This window comes from Curtobacterium sp. NPDC089689 (assembly GCF_044749145.1).
Classification (GTDB): Bacteria; Actinomycetota; Actinomycetes; order Actinomycetales; family Microbacteriaceae; genus Curtobacterium.
The window spans coordinates 1-24,304 of the sequence record NZ_JBIVHJ010000006.1 but is presented as its reverse complement, the minus strand read 5'-3'; the positions used below and the strand labels follow the sequence as shown (position 1 = coordinate 24,304).

Below are 24,304 nucleotides of genomic sequence, written 5' to 3'. Positions count from 1 at the left end.
GACCGGCTCGCACGCACGACGGCACCGTTCGTGGTGTGTGCGCGATCGGTAACCAGCCGACACGCGCGGGATCATGTTACTGAATGCACCACTCGCCCGCGCGGAAACCGGATGTGGTCACTGCTCCAGTTCGAGGGTCGCGGTGCCGGCCTCGTCCGTGACCGACGCCCCGACGTGCAGCGTGAAGGTCCCGGGCTCGTACGACCACGCACCGTCCCAGTGCGCGAACGCACGGGCCGGCACCTCGATCGACACCTCGGTGGAGGCGCCGGCGTCGAGTCGCACCGGGGCGAACCCGACGAGCCAGCGGACCGGCCGGTCGACCACGGAGTCGGCACGCGAGGCGTAGACCTGCACGACGTGCTTGCCCGCGCGCGCACCGGTGTTCGCGACCGTCGCGGTGACGATCACGGCGTCGCCCCCGCGGACCGCCGGGGTCGCTGCGACACCGTCGATCGTCCAGGTCGTGTAGCCGAGGCCGTGCCCGAACGGGTACGCCGGCTCGGTGCCGGCCCGGAGCCAGGCCCGGTAGCCGATGTGCACGCCCTCGTCGTAGGCGACCTTGCCGTCCACCGGGGTGACGTTCGACACGGGGACGTCCGCGAGCGTCGCGGGCCAGGTCGTGGGCAGGCGCCCGCCCGGCTCCGCGGCACCGGTCAGCACGTCGGCGAGCGCGTTGCCGTACTCCTGCCCGCCGAACCAGGTGAGGAGCACCGCGGCGACGTCGTCGCGCCAGGGCATCTCGACCGGGGAGCCGGCGTTGACGACCACGACCGTGTTCGGGTTCGCGGCGGCGACGGCGCGGACGAGGTCGTCCTGGTGCCCCGGCAGCGCGAGGGAGTCGCGGTCGTAGCCCTCGGACTCGACCTTGCTGTTCGTCCCGACGACGACCACGGCGACGTCCGCGCCCGTGGCGGTGCGCACGGCCTCCTCGATCAGGACGGCCGGGTCCGCGTCGCTCGGCTCGGTGCCGAACTGGTACGCGAGCACCCCGCCGAGGGTCTCGTCCTGGACGACGTCGTACTCGATGCGGATCGCGACCTGCTGGCCGGCCTCGACCTCGACCGGCACCGACCGCGCCGGCGGGTTGAGGAAGGCGGCGCCGAGCTGGTCGCCCTCGAAGCCGACCTCCTCGTCGAGGACCAGCGAACCGTCGATCCACATCCGGGAGTGTCCGGCGGCGCCGATGCCGATCCGGACGGTGCCGGTCGTGGGTGCGGTGTACGTCGTGGTGATGTCGAGCCGGTCGGCCTCGCGGGTCGGGGCGTCCCCGCCGAACCAGAAGAGCGCGGTGGCCCGGCGGTCCTCGACGAAGATCTCCTCGCCGGCCCTGACGAACGCGACGCGGGCACCGGGCTCGCCGGTCGCCGGGTTCGTGATGGTCGACAGCGGGAACTCGGCGATGCCCTCCTGCACGACGGCACCGATGGCGTGGTCGATCGTCGCACCCGGGAACGCGGCGCGGATGCCCTCGACCGGCGTCACGACGTGCGACGGCACGACGGTCGCGGAGCCGCCGCCCTGGCTGCGGGCCTGGTCGGCGTTGTGCCCGAGCAGGGCGACGCGCGACACTGCGCCGGGGTCGAGCGGCAGGATGCCGGTGTTGCGGACGAGGACCGTGCCCTCCGCCTCGGCCTCGCGGACGAACGCGACGCCGTCCTCGACGTGCACGGGCTGCGCGGCGACGGGCTCGAACCCCTCGAGTGCGCCGACACGGGCGGCGAGCGTCAGGATGCGCCGGACCTTGCGGTCGATGTCGGCCTCGGGGACGTCACCGGAGCGCACGGCGTCGAGCAGCGGCCCCTCGCTCCACCACGGGTTCGGTCCGGGCATCGCGACGTCCTGGGACGCCTTCGCCGAGTCGACCGAGCGGACACCGGTCCAGTCGGAGACGACGATGCCGTCGAAGCCCCACTCCGAGTTCAACGGGGTCTCGAGCAGGTCGTTCTCCGACGCGGTCACACCGTTGATCGCGTTGTAGGACGACATGATCGCCCAGGCTTGCGCCTCGGTGACGGCCTTCTCGAACGCGAGCAGGTACAGCTCGCGCAGGGCCCGGTCGGACACCTCGGTCGAGGCGGTGAAGCGGTCGGTCTCGTAGTCGTTGGCGATGTAGTGCTTCGGGGTCGCGGCGACGCCGTTCTCCTGCACGCCCTCGACGTAGCTGGCCGCGAGGTCGGCGGTGAGCACCGGGTCCTCGCTGAACGCCTCGAAGTGCCGGCCGCCGAGGGGCGAGCGGTGCAGGTTGATCGTCGGGCCGAGGACGACGTCGACGCCCTTGCGCCGGGCCTCGACGGCGGCTGCCGCGCCGTAGCGCTTGGCGATCGCCCGGTCCCAGCTCGCCGACAGCGCGGTGGCGGACGGGAGGTTGAGCGACGGGTCGCGCTCGTCCCACACCTCGCCGCGGACGCCGGACGGGCCGTCCGACATGAGGATGCGGCGGAGTCCGATCTTCTCGATCGGCCAGGTGGTCCAGAAGTCACGTCCGGTGAGCAGCTGCACCTTCTCCTCGACGGTCAGCTGGTCGAGGAGCGCGTCGATGCGCTCGGCCAGCGGACTGGAGGCACGGGTCGTCTCGTTCACGATGGTCACGGTGGTCGGTCCTTTCGTGGGGGCGGGCGTCAGCGCACGCCGCGGATGCGGGAGACGGAGGCGATGCCGAGCAGGCCGACCACCGCTCCGGTGATGAAGAACCCGCTGTAGCCGCCGGTCACGGCGATCACGCCGGGGGCGGCCGCGGGGACGATCGACTGCGGGAGCGCCTGGGCGATGTTCACGACGCCGAGGTCCTTCGCGTTGTCCTGGTCGGACGGCAGCACGTCGGTGATGAGCGCGAGGTCGACCGCGTAGAAGACGCCCATGCCGGCGCCCATGACGAACTCGCCGACGAGCACCATCGACAGCGACGGCGCGAGCGCGATGAGCACGAGGCCCACGACGCCGACGACCCCGGCGACGGCCACGAAGAGCTTGCGGCGCCCGAGTCGGTCGGACAGCCAGCCCGCGACGAGCGAGGTGAGCACGATACCGACGACGTTCCACAGCGTGCCCTGGAAGACCGCGTTCGCGAGGTTCGCATCGTTCACCCCGATGTCGTCGCGAAGGAAGTACGTCAGGTAGGACACCGCGGTGTACTGCGCGGCGACCATCATGAAGCGGGTCAACCAGGCCCAGCCGAGGTCCGGGTGCTTGACCGGGTTGAAGACGAACGACCCGAAGAGCTGTCCGACGCCGAGCTTCGAGGTCGGGCGGTTCACGAGCACGCGGTCCCGGAAGAGCACGGCGTAGAGGACGACGAGCGCCGATCCGATCGCCCCGGGGACGATCATCTGCGTGGCCGAGGTGGAGAAGAGCTGCACGAGGAACGTGCCGCCGACGAGCGCGAGGTTCTGCGCCAGTCCGAGGAGCGCGGCGACGCGGCCGCGCTGCGAGCGCGTGACGTGGTCCGGCATGACGGCGGTGAGCGCGGCGATCGTGGCGTTGTACGCGATCTGGGCGACGCTCCAGGCGACGACGAGGACGACGACCGAGGACGTCGTCGCGACGGCCACGAGGGCTGCGAAGCCGACCACGGTGCCACCGATGATCCACGGACGACGCATGCCGAGCCTCCCGGCGGTCCGGTCGCTCAGGCGACCCGCCAGGGGGTTGGCGACCATCGCCGCGAACGCGCCGATGCCGAGGGCCGTGCCGAGCACACCGGCCTGGTTCTGGGGCGCGATCTCCGCGACCTTGAGCGCCATCGCGACGAGCACGGGCGGCAGGAGGGCGATGAACAGGCCGAACATCGCGATCGGCATGCCGAGCGTGTACATCAGCGGGTTCCCGCGACCGCGCGTGGGGGCGACGGCGGTCGGGGTGTCGGCCATGGTCAGGGCGTCGTTGGCCACTGGGTCCTTCTTCCGGGTGCGCCACCAGCACCGGTGACTCGCGCGCCTCCTTCGGCGGCTCCGACCACCGTAACACCAGAAACCTACTTGTGCTTGGTTTTGTCGGCGTGCTCCTGGCGGTATGGTCACCGCATGGCACGACGGGGTTCGTACGCAAAGGGCATCGCGAAGCGCGAGGAGATCCTCACGATCGCGCTCGACCTCGTCGCCGTGAACGGGTTCCGCCGCACCAGCATCAAGGACATCGCCGACGCTGTGGGGCTCACCCAGGCCGGGTTGCTGCACTACTTCGACTCGAAGGACGAGCTCTGGGTCGAGGTGCTCAAGCGCCGCGACGCGATCGACGATGCCCACGACTGGCAGGCGTCGGACCCCGCCCAGCTCCTCGCTGCCGTGGTGCGGCACAACGCCGAGGTCCCCGGGCTCGTGCAGATGTTCGTGAACCTCTCCGCCGCGGCCGCGACCGATCCGGAGCACGCGGCGCACGACTACTTCCAGCAGCGCTACGAGACGACCCGTGCAGAGATGACCCGGCAGTTCCGGGAGATGCAGGCCGAGGGGCGGCTCCGTGCCGACGTCGATCCAGAAGCCCTGACGAGCGTCATGCTCGCGGTGTCCGACGGCATGCAGATCCAGTGGCTCTACGACCCGTCGCGGGACATGGCCGCGCACGTCGAGCTCATCGCGCAGCTCGCCGTGACGCAGGCCGCGGCGAGCATCGCGGACTGACGCGCACCGGGCGCCGCGCCCACGCAGCGCACGCCGCGCCCGCCGCGCCCGCGCCCGCGGCGCTCGCGCGCACGCCGCGCCGGCGCGCGCCGCAGTTCAGCTGCGCCGCAGCTCCGGGAACCCGTCCTCGCGCCACTCCCCCTCGACCGGGACGCCGGCCGCGGCCGCCCGCTCCTCGCGCTCCCGGAGCTCGACCCGGCGGATCTTGCCCGAGATCGTCTTCGGCAGCTCGGCGAACTCGACCCGACGGACCCGGGCGTACGCGGGCAGTGCGGTGCGGGCGTGCTGCAGGACCTGCAGGGCGGTGTCTGCGTCGGCGGCCCACCCCGCGGCGAGCGTCACGTAGGCCTTGACGATGTTGAGCCGCGCGGCGTCCGGAGCGGGCACGACGGCGCTCTCCGCGACCGCGGGGTGCTGGAGCAGGGCGCTCTCGACCTCGAACGGCGACACCTTGTAGTCCGAGGACTTGAACACGTCGTCGGTCCGACCGATGAACGTGAGCTGCCCGTCGGCGTCGCGCGAGGCGATGTCACCGGTGTGGAAGAAGCCGTCCCGCATGGCGACGTCCGTGCGGTCGGGGTCGCCGAGGTACCCGGACATGAGGTTCAGCGGGCGTCGGGTCAGGTCGAGGCAGACCTCGCCCTCGTCGGTCCGTTCGCCGGTGACCGGGTCGAGCAGCACGACGTCGACGCCCGGCAGGGGCGTGCCCATCGCGCCCGGGGTCACGGGAGCGCCGGGCGGGTTGCCGATGATCGCTGTGGTCTCGGTCTGGCCGTAGCCGTCGCGGATCGTCAGGCCCCAGGCGTCGGCGACGCGCGCGATGACCTCGGGGTTGAGCGGCTCGCCCGCGGAGACGACCTCGCGGAGTGCCCGCGGCCGAGCCCCGAGGTCGCCCTGCAGCATCATCCGCCAGGCGGTCGGCGGCGCGCAGAACGACGTGACCTCGTGTCGGTCGAGCGCGTCGAGCAGCGCGACCGGGTCGAAGCGCGGGGTGTCGTGCACGAAGATCGTGGCCTCGGCGATCCACGGCGCGAAGAAGCAGCTCCACGCGTGCTTGCCCCAGCCGGGCGAGCTGATCGCGAGGTGCACGTCGCCAGGACGGACACCGATCCAGTGCATCGTGCTGAGGTGTCCGACCGGGTACGAGGTCTGCGAGTGCACGACCATCTTCGGCTTCGAGGTCGTCCCCGAGGTGAAGTACACCAGGCACGGGTCGGTCGCGAGGGTGCGCACCACCGGCCGGCGTTCGTCGGCGGGGGCGGGCTCGCCGAGGTCGGTCGGGTAGGTCGTCCAGCCCGGGGTCGCTGCCCCGACCGCGATGCGCGAGAAGTCGCCGTGCACCTCGTCGAACTTCGCCGTCTCGCCGGCGTTCGTCACGACGTGCGCCACCGCGCCACGGTCCACACGGTCCTGGAGGTCTGCGGTGTCGAGCATGGTGGTGGTGGGCAGGATCACTGCGCCGACCTTCATCACCGCGAGCATCGTCTCCCAGATCTCGAGCTGGTTGCCGAGCATGAGGAGCACGTGGTCGCCCTTCCGGACGCCGTGCGCGTGCAGGAACGCCGCGAGCCGGTCGGAGCGCGCCGCCATCTCGGCGTAGCTGAAGCGCCGGTCGCGCTCCGCGTCGACGAGGTGGAGCGCGGTGCGGTCGTTGTCGCGGGCGATGACGTCGAACCAGTCGTCCGCCCAGTTGAACGTCTCACCGACGTCGGGCCAGGTGAAGTCGGCACGGGCCTGCTCAGCGGTCTCGGCCGCGAGCAGTCGGTCGCGGGCGGCACGGAAGGCGGCGGTCACGTCGGGAGAGGACACCGTACGATCATGCCCGATCGGACTGCGCTGCCGGCAACCGCGCGGTCGCGGGTGCGCTGGCGCGCCGGCCGGGAGGCCCGTGCAGCGTCCGGCGGACAGGTACCGTCCGTGCCTGGTTGCGTCCACCCCGCGCCGGGCAGGATGGGCGGGTACGCAACACTCGACGAAGAGGAGACGCGATGACACGCGTGGTGGTCACCGGTGGCAGCGGCAAGCTCGGGCGGGCCGTGGTCCGGCACCTGGACGAGCACGGGTACGACGTGGTGCTCGTCGACCGGGTACCCTCGCCGGACAAGCCCGAGCGGGTGCCGTTCATCCGCACCGACCTCACCGACCACGGCCAGGTGCTGAACGTGCTGCTCGGGGTGGACGACCGCTACGACCACGTCGACGCTGTGGTGCACCTCGCCGCCGTGCCCGCTCCGGGTCAGGTGCCGGACGTGGCGCTCATCACGAACAACGTGACGTCGTCGATCAACGTCTTCCACGCCGCTCGCCAGGCCGGCATCAAGAACGTGGTGTGGGCGTCGAGCGAGACCCTGCTCGGCATCCCGATGGGCGAGCACCACCCGCCGTACCTGCCCGTGGACGAGGAGTTCCCGGTCCGTCCGCAGTCGTCGTACTCCCTCGGCAAGGCCGTGGAGGAGGAGATGGCCCGCCACTTCACCCGGTGGGACCCGGAGCTGAAGATGATCGGGCTCCGGTTCTCGAACGTCATGGACGAGACCGACTACCCGTCGTTCCCGTGGGACGCGACCCCGGAGGCGAAGACCTTCAACCTGTGGTCGTACATCGACTCGCGCGACGGCGCCCAAGCGGTCCGACGGGCTCTCGAGGCCGACCTCACCGGGTTCGAGGCGTTCGTGATCGCGAGCCCCGACACCGTCATGGACACCCCGACGATCGAGCTCGTCGAGCGGTTCGTGCCGGACATCGAGCGCCGGAGCGACATCGACGGCGTCAGCTCGCTGCTCTCGAGCGAGAAGGCCCGCGAGCTGCTCGGCTACGCGCCCGAGCACAGCTGGCGCGACCACCGCAGCTGAGCCCGGTCACGCCTGCCCGGGCGGCCGCCGCTCGGGCAGCCTCCCGGTCAGGCCGGGAGCAGGAGTCCGTCGAGGACGAGGTCGCGCGCCCGCGGCAGCAGGTCGGCCACGAGCGCGTCCTCGTCCACGCCCGTGATCTGCGCGATCGCACCGATGATCGCCCGCACCGACAGCTCGCCGTCGCACGCGCCGGCGAACGCGGCGAGCGCCGTGTCCGCGTCGACCCGACGTCCGAACCCACCACCCTGGACGAGCGTCATCACGGTCGGGTCGTCGTTGCCCGGCCAGTAGAAGCGTTCCTCGGTGACGTCACCGGCGACGCGCAGGTGCGCGGCGCCGAGCGCCTCGTCGTCGTGCGCGGCGAGCCAGTCGGCCGCGTCGAGGACGCGCGCGACGGTGGCGCCGAGCCCCGCGGGGTTGGACCCGAGCACCTCGGGGACGCGCTCGAAGCGGCGGAGGCGGGGCGTGCCTCCCGGCCGTTCGTCCGCGTGCGCGGGGCGACGCACGACGACGTAGCCGAAGCCGACGCCCGTGACGCGGCGGTCGCGGAAGTCGTCGAGCCAGGCGTCCACGAGGTCGTCGAACTCGGCGCTGCCGGGCTTCGTCCCGCCGTCGCGGATCCAGGTCTCGGCGTAGGCGGGCGGGTCCTCGCGCTCCCGCTCGACCACCCAGACGTCGAGGTCGGAGTCGGCGCCGGCCTCGGCCTCGGCGAACCAGGACCGCACCCGGTCGAGGCCGTCGGAGCCCCAGTGGTACTCCCAGTTGCCGAGGAGCTGCGCGGTCCCTCCGGGTTCGAGGTGCTCGCCGAGGCCGCGCAGGACGGTCGCGACGAGGGCGTCGCCCACCATGCCGCCGTCGCGGTACTCGTAGGACGGAACCCCTTCGCGGCGGGGCGTGATGACGAACGGCGGGTTCGAGACGATCCGGTCGAAGCGCTCACCGGCGACGGGTTCGAACAGCGAGCCGAGCCGGAACTCGATGCCGTCCAGCCCGTTCAGCGCGACGTTGAACCGGGCGATGTCGAGCGCGCGGCGGGAGATGTCGGTGGCGACGACCTCGTCGGCGAACCGGCGGGCGTGTATCGCCTGGATGCCGCAGCCGGTGCCGAGATCGAGCACGCGGTGGACGGGCACGGGCACCTGCAGGCCGGAGAGCGTCGTGGTGGCTCCGCCGATGCCGAGCACGTGCTCCTCCCCCAGCGCCGTGCCGAGGGCGAGCTCGCCGAGGTCCGAGACGATCCACCAGCTGTCGGCGCCGAGGTCGTCGACGAAGGCGTACGGGCGGAGGTCCACCGTGGGGTGGACGAGCGCGTCGGCGGGGTCGAGCGGCAGCCCCGAGTCGTCGGCGCTGCTCGAGTCGGTCCGCAGCAGGCCCGCGGCGGCGACCCGGTCGACGCCCGCCGTCGGGAACGCGACTGCCGCGTGCGCCCGCGACACCGGGAGCCCGAGGACGAAGAGCGTGGCGAGGGTCGCGAGCGGCGAAGAGTCCCGCGCCCCCAGCGCACGCAGCGCCGCCACGCGTGATCCCCGGTGCAGTGACGCTGCGGCCTCGGCACCCCACAGGGAGTCGAGCCGCTCCACGGTGAACCCCGCGGCCTCGAGGTCGGCGGCGATCGCCGCGACGGCCGCGGGCTCGGTCGTGATCGTGGGCAGCCGGTGCGCCGGTCGAGCAGCGGGGGTCACGGGGCGACGTCCTCGCGCATGAGGGCCGCCGGGACCTCCCACGCCGCGACGAGGTCGAGCAGTCCGGGGAACCGCTGCTGCACGTCGTCGAACCGCACGCGACTCGAGCGGACGAGGCCCTCCTGGTGCTGTTCGAGCAGCCCCGCCTCGCGCAGCACGCGGAAGTGGTGCGTCAGCGTCGACTTCGGCCGGTCGATGCCGACCCAGCCGCAGCTCCGCACCCCGCCGGCGGCGTCGATCAGGTACCGGTGCAGGATGGCGAGGCGGATCGGGTCACTCAGGGCGTCGAGCACGACGGGCAGGTCCATCTCGGCGACGGTCGGCTGGGGCAGCCGCTCCGGGGCATCGACGTTCGCGGGCATGCACGAGACGGTAGCACCGTTCACGATGCTGTACGAGTTGCGTCGTACAAAAGACTGCGGTACGAATGCAGTCGTACAAGACCTCCTCGGAAGGGTGCTCATGCAGCAGTCAGCTCGCTCGGTCGCCGGGTTCTGGATCCTCGCCGCGGTGCTCCTCGCCGCGATGGCGTCCTCCTCGGTACCGTCGCCCATCTACCCCGTCTACGCGGCCGAATGGCACCTCACCCCGCTCATGCTCACCGCGGTGTTCGCGATCTACGTCGCCGGACTGCTCGTCACGATGCTCGTCGCCGGACGCCTGTCCGACCACGTCGGCCGGAAGCCGGTGCTGTTCGCAGGTGGCCTGCTGCTCGTGGTCTCCCTCGTGCTCTTCACCCGGGCCGACGGACTCACGGCCCTCATCGTCGACCGCATCGTCCAGGGCGTGGCGGTCGGCCTGCTGATCGGCGCGCTCGGAGCCGCGCTCATCGACCACTCGCTCGAGCGCTTCCCGTCCCTCGCCGGTGTCCTCAACGGTGCCGTCCCGCCGTTCGCGCTCGCAACCGGCGCGCTGTCGAGCGGCGCCCTCGTCGAGTGGGGCCCCGCGCCCGAACAGCTCGTCTACGTGGTGTTCGGTGCCCTGCTGCTCGTCCTGGTGATCGCCCTCGTCGTCGTCCCCGAGCGGGTCACCCGCCGACCGGGCGCACTCCGGTCGCTCCGCCCGACGGTGTCCGTGCCGCGGGACTCCCGCGTCCTGTTCCGCAGCGTCGCCGGGTCGCTCGTCGCGAGCTGGGCCCTCGGTGGCCTCTTCCTCTCGCTCGTGCCCTCGGCGCTCGGCGCGGTGTTCGGCATCCAGGACCACTTCGCCGCCGGGGCGCTCATCGCCGTCGTGACGGGGGTCGGCGGACTCACCGGTCTCGCGATCCAGCGCCTCGACACCCGACGGAGCCTTCTGCTCGGGCTCGTCGCGCTCATCGTCGGCCCGGTGGTCACCGTGTCGTTCGTCTTCGCGCACTCGCTGCCCGGCCTCGTCGTCGGGAGCGCGATCGCCGGCATCGGGTTCGGCGCCGGGTTCCAGGCGCCGCTCCGGATGCTGCTCGCGACCGCCGCTCCGACGCACCGTGCCGGACTTCTGTCGACGATCTACATCGTGAGCTACCTGGCCTTCGGCGTCCCTGCCGTCGTGGCGGGCCTCGTCGAGCCGGCGTTCGGCTTCGTGCCCGTGCTCGCCGGCTACGGGGCGTTCATCGTCCTCGCCGCCGCGACCGCCCTGGTCCTGCAGCTCGTGTCGGTCCGACGGGTTGTGGTCGAGGAGCAGGCTGCTTCGGTCATCGAACGCACGGCCACCGGCTCCGTCCGGACCTGCCCCGAGCGGGGCGCCGCGGCCGCCGACTGAGCGGAGGCGCCGGGCTCGCTCAGTGACCGGGGCGCGGGTGCTTCGGTGCGCGGGCCTGCATCCCCATGTTCCGGTGCGCGTCGGCGTGTGCGGCGTCCACGTCCGCCTTGCCGCGGTCAGCGACCTTCCGCAGCCACTTCGGGCCGCGGGTCTTCGCCCAGTCCCAGAAGCGGTGGAGCTGTGCCCGGAGCCACGTGATGATCCGGTGGAAGAAGTGGAACTCGCTCGCGAGGATCGTCAGCCCGATGAAGACCACGAGCCAGCCCGGCCCGGGCAGCGGCACGAGGATCAGGCCGATGACGACCACCAGCCCACCGACGACCCCGACGAGCACCTTGTAGACGAGGTGCACGTGCGGCCGCGCGTGGATCCAGGCGCGGAGTTCACGGAACCACTGGAAGCGGTGGTGCCGCGCCGCCGAGGGCTCGACAGCGCCGGGTCGCTCGTCGGGTGTGCCGTCCATGTCGGCACGGTAGGGGCTGCGGCTGGGAAACTGCGCCGTGGCGGACGGCAGGGTCCTGGACGGCACACCACGGGCCTCCCGGCCATCGTCAGCGTCGGGTCAGCGACCCGGCCTGGAGGCCCGTCACGCGTGCGCGACGCACGTCGCCGCCCACGGGACGGCGGCCAGGCGCGCCTCCGGGATCGGCTCCCCGCCGACCGCGCATCGCCCGTAGGTCCCCGCGTCGAGCCGCGCGAGCGCGGCGTCCACCAGCCGGATGTGCTCGCGGGCGTCGTCGCGGACCGCGCCGAGCGAACCGCGCTCCCACGCGAGGGTCGCTCCCTCCGGGTCGTGCTCGTCGTCGGAGTTGGCGTCCTGCCGGGCGTCGCTCACGTCCCGCATGCTCTGCTCGACGCCGGCGAGCAGACGTTCGTTGCGGAGGCGCTCGGCGGTGAGTGCGGCGCGGGGATCGTCCATGGCGGACCACGGTAGTCCGCCGTCGCGTGCCGCCACCCGGGTCCGGTGCGGAATGGACGCCGACTCGGATGCGTTCGCATCGACATGACCAAGATCGGGTTCCTGTCGTTCGGACACTGGCGCGACGTGCCGGGGTCCAGGGTGCGCAGCGCGCGCGAGGCCCTCGTCCAGGCCGTCGACCTCGCCGTCGCCGCCGAGGAGGCCGGGGTGGACGGCGCGTACTTCCGCGTCCACCACTTCGCGCCGCAGCAGGCCGCACCCTTCCCGCTGCTCTCCGCGATCGCCGCCCGGACCAGCCGCATCGAGATCGGCACCGGCGTGATCGACATGCGGTACGAGAACCCCCTCTACATGGCCGAGGAGGCCGCGGCGACCGACCTCATCTCCGGCGGCCGACTGCAACTCGGCGTCTCCCGGGGATCACCCGAGACCGCTCTCGCCGGGTACCAGCAGTTCGGCTACGTGCCGGACGCCGGCGACCCGAACGGCGCCGACCTCGCGCGTTCGCACACGAGCGTCTTCCGCCGAGCGATCGCCGGGGAGCCCATGGCGAACGCGAACCCGCAGATGACCGGCACGGCCGGGTCGCTGCCCGTGTTCCCGCTCTCGGACACGCTCCCGGACCGGATCTGGTGGGGTGCCGGCACCCGCGCCACCGCCGAGTGGACCGCCGAGCAGGGCATGAACCTCATGTCGTCGACGCTCCTCACCGAGGACACCGGCGTGCCGTTCGACGAGCTCCAGGCCGAGCAGATCGAGCGCTTCCGGTCGACCTGGGAGCAGATGGGGTGGGAGCGGACCCCGCGGGTCTCGGTCTCGCGGAGCATCATCCCGATCATCGACGACGAGTCACGCCACTACTTCGGTGTCCGGGCGCAGGTCGAGGGTCAAGACCAGGTCGGCCACCTCGACGGCGGACTCGCACGGTTCGGCCGCTCGTACATCGGGTCGCCCGAGGACCTCGTCGCGGAGCTCGCCGCCGACCGGGCCGTCCGTGCTGCCGACACCGTGCTCGTCACCGTGCCGAACCAGCTCGGCGTGGACTTCAACGCCCGGATGCTCGCCGCGGTGAAGGACGTCTTCACGCAGGTGGACGCGGCACCCGTGCCCGCCTGAGCGGTCCCGGCCGGCGCGCAGCGGTCCCCCATCTCGCCGACACCCGGGCTGGGGCTGTGTCGCACGCACACCACGCCGTAGCGTCGAGGGGCACATCCGCACTCCGTCTCCTCGAGGAGGACCCCGTGACGCTCCCGGCCGCCGGCTGGTTCCCCGATCCGCAGGACGCATCGCGACTGCGGTGGTGGGACGGGCGTACCTGGGCCGAGGCGACCCGGGCGCTGCCGAGCCGGACGGAGCCGATCGTGCCCGTGGTGGTCGCACCCGTCGGGCCCTCGTTCTCCGTCGGCACCGCGGTGATCCGGACCCGTCCGTGGGCGTCCGACGCCGGAAACGTCCGACGACTGTGCGTCCTGACCGTCGTCGCCGCCCTTGCCGCGGCGCTCTCGGCGGTCTGGAACCCCCTCGGGCTCGTCAGCGCGGTCGCGTTGGCGATCGGGTCGGTGGCCGTGATCGCTCCCCGGGCGACCGGCGGGTGGCGGGTGCTCTCGCGGAGCATCGCGACGAGCGCCCTCGTCGTCGCGGTGGCGACGGCGGCCGTCGCTGCGTCGGCGCAGTTCCGCCTGTTCTGACCCCGGCGCCCGTCCGCCGACGCTCGCCCGTGTGCCGACGTCCCCGCCCCGCCCCCGCGGTGCGGTTCCCGTTCGCTCGACCGAAGTCCGATCGCACCGGATGCAACCATGGCGCCGATCGCCTTTGGTTGCGCGAACCCACGGCACCCCGACACCGCGCCCCGCCCTACCCCCGCCTCGCCCGAGGGTGCGCCGTCTGGTACACGTCCCGCAGCATGTCCGCCGTCACCATCGTGTAGATCTGCGTCGTCGCGACGCTCGCGTGCCCGAGCAACTCCTGCACGACCCGCACGTCCGCACCCCCCTCGAGCAGGTGCGTCGCGAACGAGTGCCGGAACGTGTGCGGCGACACGTGCGCCTCGAAGTCGGCCGCAGCCGCAGCCGCCTGGATCACGAGCCACGCGCTCTGCCGGGACAGCCGCGCCCCGCGGGCACCGAGGAACAGCGCCGGCGTCGAGGGCCCACGTGCGGCGAAGACCGGCCGGGCCCGGACGAGGTACGCGTCGATCGCCGCCCGGGCGAAGCTACCGAGGGGCACGATCCGCTGCTTGTTGCCCTTGCCCGTCACCCGCACGACCGAGACCCCGGGACCGTCGGGCCCCTCGTCGTCCGACTGCACGTCGTCGACCGACAGCCCGACCGCCTCGGAGATGCGCGCACCCGTGGCGTAGAGCAGCTCGAGCAGCGCCCGGTCCCGCAGCTGCACGGGATCGTCCCCGACGACCGCGCCGAGCAGCCGCTCCATGTCGTGCACGGAGATCGCCTTGGGCAGCCGCATCGGGGCCTTCGGCGGTCGGACGGCGGTACCGGGGTCGAGCGGCAGCCAGCCCTCCCCCGCAGCGAACGCCGTGAAGGACCGCACCGAGCTGAGCATCCGCGCGATCGACCGGGGCGCGAGGGGCTCCGGCCGGGTGGCGAGGTGCTCCACGAACCCGGCGACGTCCGCCCGCGCCAGACGACCCACGTCGTCGACGGCAGCGGCTCCCCCGGCCCGGTCGGCGCCTGCGGAGTCGACGACCGGGGCGTCCGCCAACCATTCCGCGAACACAGCGAGGTCACGCCGGTAGGCCGACACGGTGTGCTGCGACAGCCCCCGCTCGATCGCGACGTGCCGCAGGTACGATTCCGTGGCCTGTGCGAGTGCGATCACGCGGTCACCGCGACGACCGGCACGCTACCGACGAGCCGCGGCGTCGGCCGCGAGGACCGCCACCACCAGCCCGGAGTTGTGCAGGCGCCCGTCGAGGATCGCCTCGACCAGCTCGGCGCGAGGCACCCACCGCTTCACGATGTCGGCCTCCTCGGCCTCCCGTTCGAACGCCGACGCGGTGGCCCGGATGCCGCGGGCGCGGTAGATCTCGAGGAACTCGTCGCTCCCGCCCGAGGAGGTGTTGTAGGTGACGAGGTGCTCCCACTCGTCGGCCTCCACATCGGCCTCCTCGGCGAGCTCGCGCTTCGCGGCCACGAGGTGGTCCTCGCCCGGGTGGTCGAGCAGACCCGCGGGCAGCTCCCAGTCGCGCACCCGGACCGGGTGCCGGTACTGCTGGATGACGAGCACGCGTCCCTCGTCGTCCTCCGCGTACACGGCGACCGCCCCGGTGTGGTCGATGTACTCGCGCACCATCGAGCCGTCCCCGTACGCGACGGTGTCCCGCTTCACGTTCCACACGACGCCCTCGTACACGACCGTGGAGTCGGTGACGTCGAAGGAGGTGGGCTCGTCTGCGATGGGTGCGTCGGTCACGTGCTCAATCCAAGCACGCCCCGTCCCCGGAACCTGGTTCCGCCCGACAGAACGCGACCGCAAGCGACAGAACGCGGCTTCGAGCGACAGAACGCGCCCCCTGGACGGGGGGGGGGGGGGGGGGGGGGGGGGGGGGCCCCCGCGCCCCCCCCCCCGCCGGGGGGGGGGCGGGGGGCGGCGCAGGGGGGGGCGAGCCGGGGGGGGGCCCCCCCCCCCACCCCCCCCCCCCCCCCCCCCCCCCCGCGGCCCCCCCCCCCCCCCCCCCCCCCGCCCCCCCGGGGGGGGGGGGGCCCCGCGGCCCCCCCGCCTCCAGGCCGTCGGGCGTTCGCCTCAGGCAGCCGACTCCTGCGGGTCGAACAGGCTCGAGGCCCCCGCGCGCTCGATCGCGGCACCGACGAGCCCCGCGAACAGCGGGTGCGCGTTCGTCGGACGCGACCGGAGCTCCGGGTGCGCCTGCGTGGCGATGTAGAACGGGTGCACCTCGCGCGGCAGCTCCACGTACTCGACGAGCGTGCCGTCGGGCGAGGTACCCGAGAACACCAGGCCGGCGTCCGCGATCTGCTGGCGGTAGTGGTTGTTGACCTCGTAGCGGTGACGGTGACGCTCCGACGCCTCCGGGGCGCCGTACAGCTCCGCCGCGAGCGACCCGTCGGTGAAGTGCGCCGGGTAGAGGCCGAGGCGCATGGTCCCGCCCAGGTCACCGCCGGCGATGATGTCCACCTGCTCCGCCATGGTCGCGATGACCGGCGTCGTCGTCTCCGGGTCGAACTCGGTGCTCGACGCGTCGGTCAGCCCGGCCTCGTGGCGGGCGTACTCGATGACCATGCACTGCAGGCCGAGGCACAGGCCGAGCGTCGGGATGCCCTGCTCACGCGCGAACCGCAGCGCGCCGAGCTTGCCCTCGATGCCGCGGACACCGAAGCCGCCCGGGACGCAGATCCCGTCGACGTCGCCGAGGTGCTTCGCGGCGCCCTCGGGCGTGGTGCAGTCGTCGGACACGACCCACTTCAGCTTCACGCGGGCGTTGTGGGCGAACCCACCGGCGCGGAGGGCCTCGGTGACCGAGAGGTACGCGTCGGGGAGGTCGATGTACTTGCCGACGAGGGCGATCGTGACCTCCTTCTTCGGCTCGTGCACCGCGTCGAGGACCGGCTTCCACGCCGACCAGTCGACGTCGTGCGCCTCGAGGCGGAGGGCGTCGATGATGACCTGGTCGAGGCCCTGGTCGTGCAGCAGCCCCGGGAGGTCGTAGATCGAGGGCACGTCGACGGCGTTCACCACGGCGTCCTCGTCGACGTCGCACATGAGGGCGATCTTGCGCTTGTTCGAGTCCGACACGGGGCGGTCGCTGCGGAGGACGAGCGCGTCCGGCTGGATGCCGATCGAGCGCAGTGCGGCGACGGAGTGCTGCGTCGGCTTGGTCTTCTGCTCGCCCGACGCGTTCATGAACGGCACGAGCGAGACGTGCACGAAGAAGACGTTGTTGCGGCCGAGCTCGTGCCGCACCTGGCGCGCCGACTCGATGAACGGCTGCGACTCGATGTCACCGACCGTGCCGCCGACCTCGGTGATGATGACGTCGGGCTGGGGGTCGTTCTCCGCCTGCTCGCGCATCCGACGCTTGATCTCGTCGGTGATGTGCGGGATGACCTGGACCGTGTCGCCGAGGTACTCGCCGCGACGCTCCTTGGCGATGACGCTCGAGTAGACCTGCCCGGTGGTGACGTTCGCCGCCTGCGAGAGGTTGATGTCGAGGAAGCGCTCGTAGTGCCCGATGTCGAGGTCGGTCTCGGCGCCGTCGTCGGTCACGAAGACCTCGCCGTGCTGGAACGGGTTCATCGTGCCCGGGTCCACGTTGAGGTACGGGTCGAGCTTCTGCATGACGACCTTGAGGCCGCGCGCCGTGAGCAGGTTGCCGAGGCTGGCCGCCGTCAGGCCCTTGCCGAGAGACGAGACGACCCCGCCGGTCACGAAGATCTGCTTCGTCACCTTCGGGGTCTCGTTCGAAGTTTGTGTTCCGCCGCTGTAAGTGTCCGCCACGGGCTTCCATCCTACGTCAGATCGGACGGGAGGCGCGACCCGCGTTCGCCGCGGGCGTTGCGCGGGTGGGTGGCCGGTGCCCGGCCCGCCTCGTGGCGCGCCGGTCGTGGCGGGCGCGGACCGCCGTCAGGCGGACTGACCGGCGACCTCGAGGAGCTCGCGGGCGTGCTCCATGCCGCTGGCACTGTCGCCGAGGCCGGAGAGCAGCCGCGCCATCTCCTGCAGCCGCTCCTCGCCGTCGAGCCGCCGCACGCTCGACGAGGTGACCGCGCCGCTGGCGTCCTTCACGACGTTGAGGTGGTTGTTCGCGAAGGCCGCGACCTGCGCGAGGTGTGTCACGACGATGACCTGCGTGCGCTCCGCGAGCTGCGCGAGCCGCCGCCCGATCTCGATCGCCGCCGCTCCGCCGACGCCGGCGTCGACCTCGTCGAAGACGAACGTCGGGACGGTGGTGCTGCCCGCCATGACGACCTCGATCGCGAGCATGACACGCGAGAGTTCACCGCCCGACGCGCCCTTGCCGATCGGACGCGGGTCGGTGCCGGAGTGCGGCTGCAGGAGGATCGCCACCTGGTCGCGACCGTGTCGGCGGTACTCCTCCGCGTCGGTGACCTCGACCACGAGGGTGGCGCCGGCCATCGCGAGCGACTTCAGTTCGGCGGTCACGCGCTTCGCGAGGTCGCCGGCAGCCTTGGTCCGGGCCGCGGTGAGGGCACCGGCGGCGTCAGCGAGGGTCTGTTCGTCCTGCTCCACAGCCTGCTGCAGTGCAGCGATGCGGTCGTCGTCGCCGTCGAGCTCCAGGAGTCGCTCGCCGGCCCGCTGCCCGTACGCGATGACGTCGTCGACGGTCTCGCCGTACTTGCGCGTGAGCCCGGCGAGCAGGGCGCGCCGTTCGTTGATGAGCTCGAGGTCGTGACCGGCGTCCGGTTCGAGCGAGCCGAGGTAGCTCGACAGGCTCGCCGAGGCTTCCGTCGCCTGGATGCTCAGCTCCGTCAGCTGTTCGAGCACGGGCTGCAGCGCAGCATCCGAAACGGCGACGCGCTCGATCGCTCGGCGTGCCGACTCGACGAGGCCGACGACGTCCGGTGCGCCCTCGAGTGACTCGCTCGACAGCGCTTCGTGGGCGAGGCCCGCGGACAGCCGGAGTTCCTCGAGGTTGCCCAGCCGTTCGGCCCGTTCCGCGAGCTCGACGTCCTCGCCCGGCTGCGGGTCGGCCGCCTCGATCTCGTCCGAGGCGGCGCGGATCCGCTCTGCCTCGGCGACGCGGTCGTCGCGGTCGCGCGTGAGCGTCTCGAGTTCGCCCGCGTGCTGCTGCCAGGCGTCGTACGCGGCGACGTACGCGTCGAACGCCTTCCGGAGCTTCGGACCGCCGAACCCGTCGAGGGCAGCGCGCTGGGCCGCGGCCGACGTGAGGCGGATCTGGTCGGACTGGCCGTGCACGGTGACGAGCTGGTCGGCGAGCTCGCCGAGCACCGCGACCGGGGCGCTGCGTCCGCCGACCGTCGCGCGGCTGCGACCCTCCGCCGACACGGTACGGGTGAGGATGAGCTCGCCGTCCTCGACGGCGCCGCCGGCGTCCTCGACCCGTTCGGCGACGGCGTCGTGGTCCGGCACGTGCCAGCGTCCTTCGACGACGGCGGACGACGCACCCCGTCGGACGGCTCCGGCGTCAGCACGGGCACCGAGCAGGAGGCCGAGTGCGGTGACGATCATCGTCTTGCCGGCGCCGGTCTCACCGGTCACGACGGTGAAGCCCGGACCGAGTTCGAGCGTGGTCTCACCGATCACCCCGAGGTCGGCGATCGAGATCTCCTCGATCACTGGTCGACCTCGTCGTCGCGCTGCGGGCCGCGCCAGCCGGTGACGGGCAGGCGGAACTTCGCCACCAGACGGTCGGTGAACGGGGCGTCCTTGAGCCGCGCCACCCGCACGGGCTCAGAGGACCGGTGCACCTCGACACGTGCACCCGGCGGCAGGTCGTGCGCCCGGCGGCCGTCACACCACAGCACGCCGACGCCGCTCGTCCGGCGCAGCACCTCGACCGCGAGGGTGCAGTCCGGACCGACGACGATGGGGCGGGAGAACAGGGCGTGCGCGCTCAGCGGCACCATGAGGATCGCGTCGACGTCCGGCCAGACGATCGGACCGCCGCCGGAGAACGAGTACGCCGTGGAGCCGGTCGGAGTCGAGATGACCACGCCGTCGCAGCCGAAGGACGACAGGGGGCGGCCGTCGACCTCGGTGACGACCTCGAGCATGCGTTCGCGCGACGCCTTCTCGATCGTGGCCTCGTTGAGCGCCCACGACGAGTACACGGTCTCCTGGCCGACGACGACGTCGACCTGCAGCGCCACGCGCTCCTCGACGTGGTACTCACCACGGAGGGTGCGCTGCACGGTCTCCTCGAGGTCGGGGCGTTCGCTCTCGGCCAGGAACCCGACGTGGCCGAGGTTCACCCCGACGAGCGCCGCACGGGTCCCGCGGACGAGCTCTGCCGCGCGGAGGATGGTCCCGTCACCGCCGAGCACGATGACGATCTCGAGTTGGTCCGCCTGCACGTCGACCCCGAGGATGTCGACCTTGCCCACGGACGCCTCGGCCCGCCGGACGTCGGCGTACTCGTCGAAGGGCATCACCGGGGTCACCCCGGCGGCGTGCAGGATGTCGCAGACCTCGACCGCGGCGTCGATCGAGTCCTGCCGCCCGGTGTGCGAGACGAGCAGGATGTGCCGTTCGTCGCTCATGCCACCCCTTCCGCCAGGCTCGTCGCCCGGTCGATCCATTCTGTCGGATTGGTACCGACACCACGCTGGAAGCGCGCGAGGTACTCGTGGTTCCCGTGGGTGCCGACGATGGGCGAGGCCGCGAGACCGGACGTCCCGAGGCCCGCGTCCCACGCCGACCAGAGCACGTTCATGAGCGCGTCGTTCCGGAGGCCCGGGTCGCGCACGATGCCCTCCCGGACGCCACCACGGCCGACCTCGAACTGCGGCTTCACCAGGAGCACGAAGTCGTCGGACGGCACCGCGGAGGCGAGCACCGGCAGCACGATCCGGAGCGAGATGAAGGACAGGTCGCCGACCACGAGCGACGTCTCCGCCGCTGCCGGGTCGAGCGCGGCGTACGACTCGGCGGTGAGGTTCCGCGCGTTGCACCCCTCGATCACGGCCACACGGTCGTCGAGGGCGACCACGGGGTCGAGCTGGCCGTGGCCGACGTCGAGCGCGACGACCCGACGGGCACCGCGTGCGAGGAGCACCTGCGTGAAGCCGCCCGTGCTCGCGCCGACGTCGAGCGCCACGCGTCCGGTGGGGTCGATCTCGAAGGCGTCGAGGGCACCGACGAGCTTGCGCGCAGCACGGGAGACCCACTCGTCCCCGGAGTCGACGACGATCGCGGCGTCCGCACGGGTCGGGTGGGACGGCTTGACGACCGCGACCCCGGCGACGGTGACGCGCCCGTCCTGGATCAGCTTGGCCGCCGCCGTGCGTGACCGTGCGAGTCCGCGTTCGGCGACGAGCGCGTCGAGACGGACGGGACCGCCGCGAGCGCCCTCGGCTGCTCCGGCGGGCTCAGGCACTCGCCGTGCCGCCGCTCTCGAGACGAGTGCGGAGCTCGTCGTGCAGGGCCGCGAAGGCGTCTGCACGGTCCGCGAGGTCGAGTTCCTCCGCCGTTGCCGTCCGCGCGGCGAAGTCCTCGTGGTCCTGGTCGGACAGCGGGACGCCGGAGGCCCCGCCCGGCTTCGGACGCGCCGAGACGTCGCCGGGCTGCGGCTGCGTCGGGCGGTCCTCGTTCGGCACGTCGGTCACGCTACTCGCCGCCGTACAGCTTCGGGTCCACGTCGAGACCGTAGATGGCCAGGCCCGACTCCCAGATGATCGTCGCACCCGCGCGCAGTCGGTCGAGGTCGTCGCCGTCGTCGAGCACCCGCACGACGTGCCCGCGCATCGCCACCGTGGAGTCGCCGACCGTGACGTACCGGGTGCCGTCCTCGTCCTCGCGCCGGACCGTCACCGGGTAGGGGGTCGACAGGCCGCGGAGGTCGCCGAGGATGAACGTCGGCCGCGACTTCGGGTCGGCCGCGAGGACCTGCTTCGCCTGGTCGATCCCGGTCAGGACGAGGACGCTCGGGATCCCGGCGTCGTTCGCCCCCTTGATGTCGGTGTCGAGTCGGTCGCCGATGAACAGGGGATGCGCACCGCCGAACCGGGCGAGGGCAGCGTCGAAGATCGGCCGTTCGGGCTTGCCCGCGACGACCGGCATCCGGCCGACCGCCTGGTGCACGGCCGACACGAGCGTCCCGTTGCCGGGCGCGATCCCGCGTTCGACGGGGATCGACCAGTCCATGTTCGTCGCGACCCACGGCACGTCCGGGTCCGCGAGGGCGAAGGACGCCTCCGCGAGCTCCTTCCACCCGAGGTCGGGCGAGAAGCCCTGGATGACCGCCGCCGGCGAGTCCTCGGCGCTGTTCGTGACCGTGAACCCGGCTTCCTCGACGATGCTCGTGAGACCGAGGCCACCGGTCACCAGGACCGTCGATCCGGCCGGCACGAGCGTCGACAGGAGCCGGACGCCGGCCTGCGACGAGGTCACGACGTCGTCCGCGGCGACCTCGAGGCCGAATGCTTCGAGGTGCTCGGCCACGTCGACCGGACGTCGCGACGCGTTGTTCGTGATGTACCCGACGCGGGCGCCGAGCGACGCCCGGGTCAGGGACTCGACGGCGTGCGGGATCGCGTTGCGTCCGCGGTACACGACGCCGTCGAGGTCCGTCAGGACGACGTCGATCCCGTGCGTCGGGGGAACCGCGCCGGTGGACGGCTGCGGAGCCGCGTCAGTCGGCTGCGGAGCCGCGTCAGTCAGCTGCGGAGCCGTCGACGTCGGTGGGGTTGTCGTCGTCGATCTCTCCGGGCTCGTCGGCGGGGCCGGGCTCGTCGACGGGGGCGTGCTCGTCGGCAGGCTCGAGCTCGTCGTCGGCGTCCTGCTCGACTGCGGGCTCGTCGAGCTGCTCGGCGTCGTCCCCTCGGTGTCCTTCGTCCTCGATCGCTTCCTCGACCACATCAACCGTCTCCCAAGCATCCTCGTCAGCGGCCTCGGCCAGAGCCGTGGTCGCGTGATCGACACGGGCCCACCACTCGTCGGCCTCGTCCTGGCGGCCGAGCTCTTCGAGCGTGGCCGCGTAAGCACTGTAGAGCGCCGGGGACCAGCTGTACGCAGTGGAGGGGTCGAGCTGTGGAATCTCCAGCTCACCGAGCGCGGCCTGTGGATTGCCGAGGTCGAGGCGTGCGCCGGACATCGCGATCGCGAGCTCCACCTGCACGGGGGTGTCGAGGGCTGCGCGGTCGACCGAACGACCGAGCTCGAGCGCGCGCTCGGGTCGGCCGAGGCCACGCTCGCAGTCGACCATCATCGGCAGCTGGTCGTTCTTGCCCGCGATGCGCCGGTAGGTCCGGAGCTCACGGAGCGCGGTGGCGAAGTCGCCGAGACGGTACGCGGTGATCGCGGCCGTCTCCCGGACCACGGCCACGCGACCGGCGCGACGGGCAGCGCTCAGTGCGTGCTGGTTCGCCGTCTCGGGGTCGACGTCCACGAGGAGCGCCGCCGAGACGAGGTGCTTCGCGACCCAGTCCGCGTTGTCCTTGCTGAGGGTCTTGAGCTCTGCACGGGCGGCAGGGTCGAGATCACGTGCCTGCACGCCATCGGGGATCTCCGGATCGTCGTGGCGGGGGCGGATCGACTTGGTGCCGTACGGGTCGCGGTCCTCCCAGTCGTCACGGGCTGCCTCGCCGAAGCGTGCGCCGGCATGACGCGAGCCGTCCCCGAAGCGACGACGGTCGTCGCCTCCGTCACGACGCGGGCGGTCGGAGTCTCCGCGGAACGGACGGCCGCCGTCGCGGCGTTCGGGACGGTCGCCATCGCGTGCAGGACGGTCCGAACGGAACGGACGGTCACCGTCGCGACGGGGACGATCGGCACCACCGCGGAACGGACGGTCACCATCACGCGCCGGACGATCCGAACGGAACGGACGATCTCCATCACGCGCCGGACGATCCGAACGGAACGGACGGTCACCATCACGCGCCGGACGGTCCGAACGGAACGGACGATCACCGTCGCGCGCCGGACGATCCGAACGGAACGGACGATCACCATCACGCGAAGGACGGTCCGAACGGTACGGACGGTCACCATCACGACGCGGACGATCAGCACCACCGCGGAACGGGCGATCACCATCCCGCTGCGGCCGATCAGATCCACCACGGTACGGACGGTCGCCATCACGCGCCGGACGATCCGAACGGAACGGACGGTCACCATCACGACGCGGACGATCAGCACCACCGCGGAACGGGCGATCACCATCCCGCTGCGGCCGATCAGATCCGCCACGGTACGGACGATCACCGTCGCGCTGCGGTCGGCCAGCACCGCGCGGACCGTCACCACGAGGCGGGCGCCCGCTGTCAGGACGATCACCGCGCCAAGCCGGACGGTCCCCACGCTGGGAGCCGTCGCGGAACGGACGACCACCCTCGCGACGAGGACCATCGTCACGCCGGCCACCCTCCCGACGCTCGAAGTCGCGCGGACCGGACGACCAGCGGCCACCCTGGCCGCCATCTCGACGAGGCCCACGGTCTCCGTCTCGACGCGGCCGATCCGAACGGCCTTCGCCGTCTCGTCGCTGTTCGTCGTCGTTCGCCACCGTCGCTCCTCGTCTGCGCGCCCGGTCTCCCGAGCTGTCGTCCGCTGTGTCGTTGTCATCGGGTGCCGGCCTCGAGCACGACACACGCCCAGTCCATCACGAACCGTGCCGCGCGTCGAGGCGAGCGACCGCCACAAACAGAAATGACCACCGACCCTCGCGAGCGTCGGGTTTCCCCTGTGCTCGACGGAGGGCCGATGGCCACGTCTTTCTTTCACGTTGAGTCCGGCGGCGTCCTACTCTCCCACAAGGTCCCCCTTGCAGTACCATCGGCGCTGAGAGGCTTAGCTTCCGGGTTCGGAATGTGACCG

Annotated in this window: 22 protein-coding genes and 1 rRNA gene; 6 read left to right on the top strand and 17 right to left on the bottom strand. The window is 72.2% G+C overall.

Translation table 11 applies throughout. From position 1 onward, the window contains the following. Window positions 1-117 precede the first annotated feature (117 nt). Both ACIPYW_RS16625 and ACIPYW_RS16620 read right to left on the bottom strand, forming a co-directional pair. Window positions 118-2,592: a glycoside hydrolase family 3 protein gene (locus tag ACIPYW_RS16625; RefSeq protein ID WP_400415496.1), complete on the bottom strand. Its 2,475-nt coding sequence runs from the start codon at window positions 2,590-2,592 to the stop codon at window positions 118-120. Between the two features lie 29 nt (window positions 2,593-2,621). Continuing rightward, the gene (locus tag ACIPYW_RS16620; RefSeq protein WP_400415494.1) at window positions 2,622-3,890 is read right to left on the bottom strand and encodes an MFS transporter; all 1,269 of its coding nucleotides are present in this window, start codon (window positions 3,888-3,890) and stop codon (window positions 2,622-2,624) included. A 132-nt stretch (window positions 3,891-4,022) separates the two neighbouring features. Here ACIPYW_RS16620 and ACIPYW_RS16615 point away from each other — a divergent pair, with 132 nt between their 5' ends. Further along, window positions 4,023-4,619, top strand: coding sequence for a TetR/AcrR family transcriptional regulator (locus tag ACIPYW_RS16615; protein ID WP_400415492.1), 597 nt, complete (start codon window positions 4,023-4,025; stop codon window positions 4,617-4,619). A 96-nt stretch (window positions 4,620-4,715) separates the two neighbouring features. On the opposite strand, the gene ACIPYW_RS16610 is transcribed toward ACIPYW_RS16615, so the two are convergent. Next, window positions 4,716-6,428, bottom strand: a complete 1,713-nt coding sequence (locus ACIPYW_RS16610; protein WP_400415490.1) for an AMP-binding protein — start codon at window positions 6,426-6,428, stop codon at window positions 4,716-4,718. A gap of 179 nt (window positions 6,429-6,607) precedes the next feature. Between ACIPYW_RS16610 and ACIPYW_RS16605 the strand changes: the two genes are divergently transcribed. Further along, window positions 6,608-7,471 carry an NAD-dependent epimerase/dehydratase family protein gene (locus ACIPYW_RS16605; protein WP_400415488.1) on the top strand — a complete coding sequence of 288 codons (864 nt, stop codon included), beginning with the start codon at window positions 6,608-6,610 and terminating at the stop codon, window positions 7,469-7,471. A gap of 47 nt (window positions 7,472-7,518) precedes the next feature. Here ACIPYW_RS16605 and ACIPYW_RS16600 read toward each other — a convergent pair whose 3' ends face one another. Both ACIPYW_RS16600 and ACIPYW_RS16595 read right to left on the bottom strand, forming a co-directional pair. Continuing rightward, complete coding sequence (locus ACIPYW_RS16600) at window positions 7,519-9,153, bottom strand: methyltransferase (RefSeq protein ID WP_400415486.1); 1,635 nt, start codon at window positions 9,151-9,153, stop codon at window positions 7,519-7,521. Further along, window positions 9,150-9,515: a helix-turn-helix transcriptional regulator gene (locus tag ACIPYW_RS16595; protein ID WP_290133813.1), complete on the bottom strand. Its 366-nt coding sequence runs from the start codon at window positions 9,513-9,515 to the stop codon at window positions 9,150-9,152. The genes ACIPYW_RS16600 and ACIPYW_RS16595 overlap by 4 nt, the downstream gene beginning before the upstream one ends. Window positions 9,516-9,615: 100 nt before the next feature. On the opposite strand from ACIPYW_RS16595, the gene ACIPYW_RS16590 reads away from it, so the two are divergent. Further along, a complete protein-coding gene (locus tag ACIPYW_RS16590; RefSeq protein WP_400415484.1) occupies window positions 9,616-10,890 on the top strand; it encodes an MFS transporter in 1,275 nt (424 codons plus the stop codon). A 19-nt stretch (window positions 10,891-10,909) separates the two neighbouring features. Here ACIPYW_RS16590 and ACIPYW_RS16585 read toward each other — a convergent pair whose 3' ends face one another. Continuing rightward, window positions 10,910-11,353: a TIGR02611 family protein gene (locus tag ACIPYW_RS16585; RefSeq protein WP_400415481.1), complete on the bottom strand. Its 444-nt coding sequence runs from the start codon at window positions 11,351-11,353 to the stop codon at window positions 10,910-10,912. Window positions 11,354-11,476: 123 nt separating this feature from the next. Then, the gene (locus tag ACIPYW_RS16580; RefSeq protein WP_400415478.1) at window positions 11,477-11,809 is read right to left on the bottom strand and encodes a TraR/DksA family transcriptional regulator; all 333 of its coding nucleotides are present in this window, start codon (window positions 11,807-11,809) and stop codon (window positions 11,477-11,479) included. Between the two features lie 84 nt (window positions 11,810-11,893). On the opposite strand from ACIPYW_RS16580, the gene ACIPYW_RS16575 reads away from it, so the two are divergent. Both ACIPYW_RS16575 and ACIPYW_RS16570 read left to right on the top strand, forming a co-directional pair. Then, window positions 11,894-12,925, top strand: coding sequence for an LLM class flavin-dependent oxidoreductase (locus ACIPYW_RS16575; protein ID WP_400415475.1), 1,032 nt, complete (start codon window positions 11,894-11,896; stop codon window positions 12,923-12,925). Between the two features lie 125 nt (window positions 12,926-13,050). Next, a complete protein-coding gene (locus tag ACIPYW_RS16570) occupies window positions 13,051-13,497 on the top strand; it encodes a DUF2510 domain-containing protein (protein ID WP_400415473.1) in 447 nt (148 codons plus the stop codon). A 166-nt stretch (window positions 13,498-13,663) separates the two neighbouring features. Here the strand turns inward: ACIPYW_RS16570 and ACIPYW_RS16565 are convergent, their stop codons facing one another. From ACIPYW_RS16565 to ACIPYW_RS16525, 9 genes are all read right to left on the bottom strand, one after another. Further along, the gene (locus tag ACIPYW_RS16565) at window positions 13,664-14,644 is read right to left on the bottom strand and encodes a site-specific tyrosine recombinase XerD (RefSeq protein ID WP_400415622.1); all 981 of its coding nucleotides are present in this window, start codon (window positions 14,642-14,644) and stop codon (window positions 13,664-13,666) included. A gap of 27 nt (window positions 14,645-14,671) precedes the next feature. After that, complete coding sequence (locus ACIPYW_RS16560; protein WP_290133807.1) at window positions 14,672-15,241, bottom strand: NUDIX hydrolase; 570 nt, start codon at window positions 15,239-15,241, stop codon at window positions 14,672-14,674. 330 nt (window positions 15,242-15,571) lie between these two features. Next, entirely contained in the window at window positions 15,572-17,281 is a 1,710-nt protein-coding gene (locus ACIPYW_RS16555; protein WP_290133806.1) for a CTP synthase, read from the bottom strand. 126 nt (window positions 17,282-17,407) lie between these two features. Next, entirely contained in the window at window positions 17,408-19,102 is a 1,695-nt protein-coding gene (recN, locus tag ACIPYW_RS16550) for a DNA repair protein RecN (RefSeq protein ID WP_400415470.1), read from the bottom strand. Then, the gene (locus ACIPYW_RS16545) at window positions 19,099-20,025 is read right to left on the bottom strand and encodes an NAD kinase (protein WP_058725554.1); all 927 of its coding nucleotides are present in this window, start codon (window positions 20,023-20,025) and stop codon (window positions 19,099-19,101) included. Before ACIPYW_RS16545 ends, recN begins: the two co-directional genes overlap by 4 nt. After that, complete coding sequence (locus ACIPYW_RS16540) at window positions 20,022-20,861, bottom strand: TlyA family RNA methyltransferase (protein ID WP_400415467.1); 840 nt, start codon at window positions 20,859-20,861, stop codon at window positions 20,022-20,024. Before ACIPYW_RS16540 ends, ACIPYW_RS16545 begins: the two co-directional genes overlap by 4 nt. Continuing rightward, window positions 20,854-21,081: a hypothetical protein gene (locus ACIPYW_RS16535; RefSeq protein WP_400415465.1), complete on the bottom strand. Its 228-nt coding sequence runs from the start codon at window positions 21,079-21,081 to the stop codon at window positions 20,854-20,856. Before ACIPYW_RS16535 ends, ACIPYW_RS16540 begins: the two co-directional genes overlap by 8 nt. 10 nt (window positions 21,082-21,091) lie before the next feature. Beyond that, window positions 21,092-22,069, bottom strand: a complete 978-nt coding sequence (locus ACIPYW_RS16530; RefSeq protein WP_400415620.1) for an HAD-IIA family hydrolase — start codon at window positions 22,067-22,069, stop codon at window positions 21,092-21,094. 67 nt (window positions 22,070-22,136) lie between these two features. Further along, a complete protein-coding gene (locus ACIPYW_RS16525; protein WP_400415462.1) occupies window positions 22,137-22,976 on the bottom strand; it encodes a hypothetical protein in 840 nt (279 codons plus the stop codon). Between the two features lie 108 nt (window positions 22,977-23,084). On the opposite strand from ACIPYW_RS16525, the gene ACIPYW_RS16520 reads away from it, so the two are divergent. Next, window positions 23,085-24,140, top strand: coding sequence for a hypothetical protein (locus tag ACIPYW_RS16520; protein WP_400415459.1), 1,056 nt, complete (start codon window positions 23,085-23,087; stop codon window positions 24,138-24,140). A gap of 76 nt (window positions 24,141-24,216) precedes the next feature. Here ACIPYW_RS16520 and rrf read toward each other — a convergent pair. Next, window positions 24,217-24,304 (bottom strand): 5S ribosomal RNA (gene rrf / locus ACIPYW_RS16515); the annotation flags it as partial.

What these genes read in the sequence shown, in the direction of transcription:
- ACIPYW_RS16615 (WP_400415492.1), top strand. Translation starts at nt 4,023, where the DNA reads ATGGCACGACGGGGTTCGTACGCAAAGGGCATCGCGAAGCGCGAGGAG.
- ACIPYW_RS16605 (WP_400415488.1), top strand. Translation starts at nt 6,608, where the DNA reads ATGACACGCGTGGTGGTCACCGGTGGCAGCGGCAAGCTCGGGCGGGCC.
- ACIPYW_RS16595 (WP_290133813.1), bottom strand. Translation starts at nt 9,515, where the DNA reads ATGCCCGCGAACGTCGATGCCCCGGAGCGGCTGCCCCAGCCGACCGTC.
- ACIPYW_RS16590 (WP_400415484.1), top strand. Translation starts at nt 9,616, where the DNA reads ATGCAGCAGTCAGCTCGCTCGGTCGCCGGGTTCTGGATCCTCGCCGCG.
- ACIPYW_RS16585 (WP_400415481.1), bottom strand. Translation starts at nt 11,353, where the DNA reads ATGGACGGCACACCCGACGAGCGACCCGGCGCTGTCGAGCCCTCGGCG.
- ACIPYW_RS16580 (WP_400415478.1), bottom strand. Translation starts at nt 11,809, where the DNA reads ATGGACGATCCCCGCGCCGCACTCACCGCCGAGCGCCTCCGCAACGAA.
- ACIPYW_RS16575 (WP_400415475.1), top strand. Translation starts at nt 11,894, where the DNA reads ATGACCAAGATCGGGTTCCTGTCGTTCGGACACTGGCGCGACGTGCCG.
- ACIPYW_RS16545 (WP_058725554.1), bottom strand. Translation starts at nt 20,025, where the DNA reads ATGAGCGACGAACGGCACATCCTGCTCGTCTCGCACACCGGGCGGCAG.
- ACIPYW_RS16520 (WP_400415459.1), top strand. Translation starts at nt 23,085, where the DNA reads ATGACGCGAGCCGTCCCCGAAGCGACGACGGTCGTCGCCTCCGTCACG.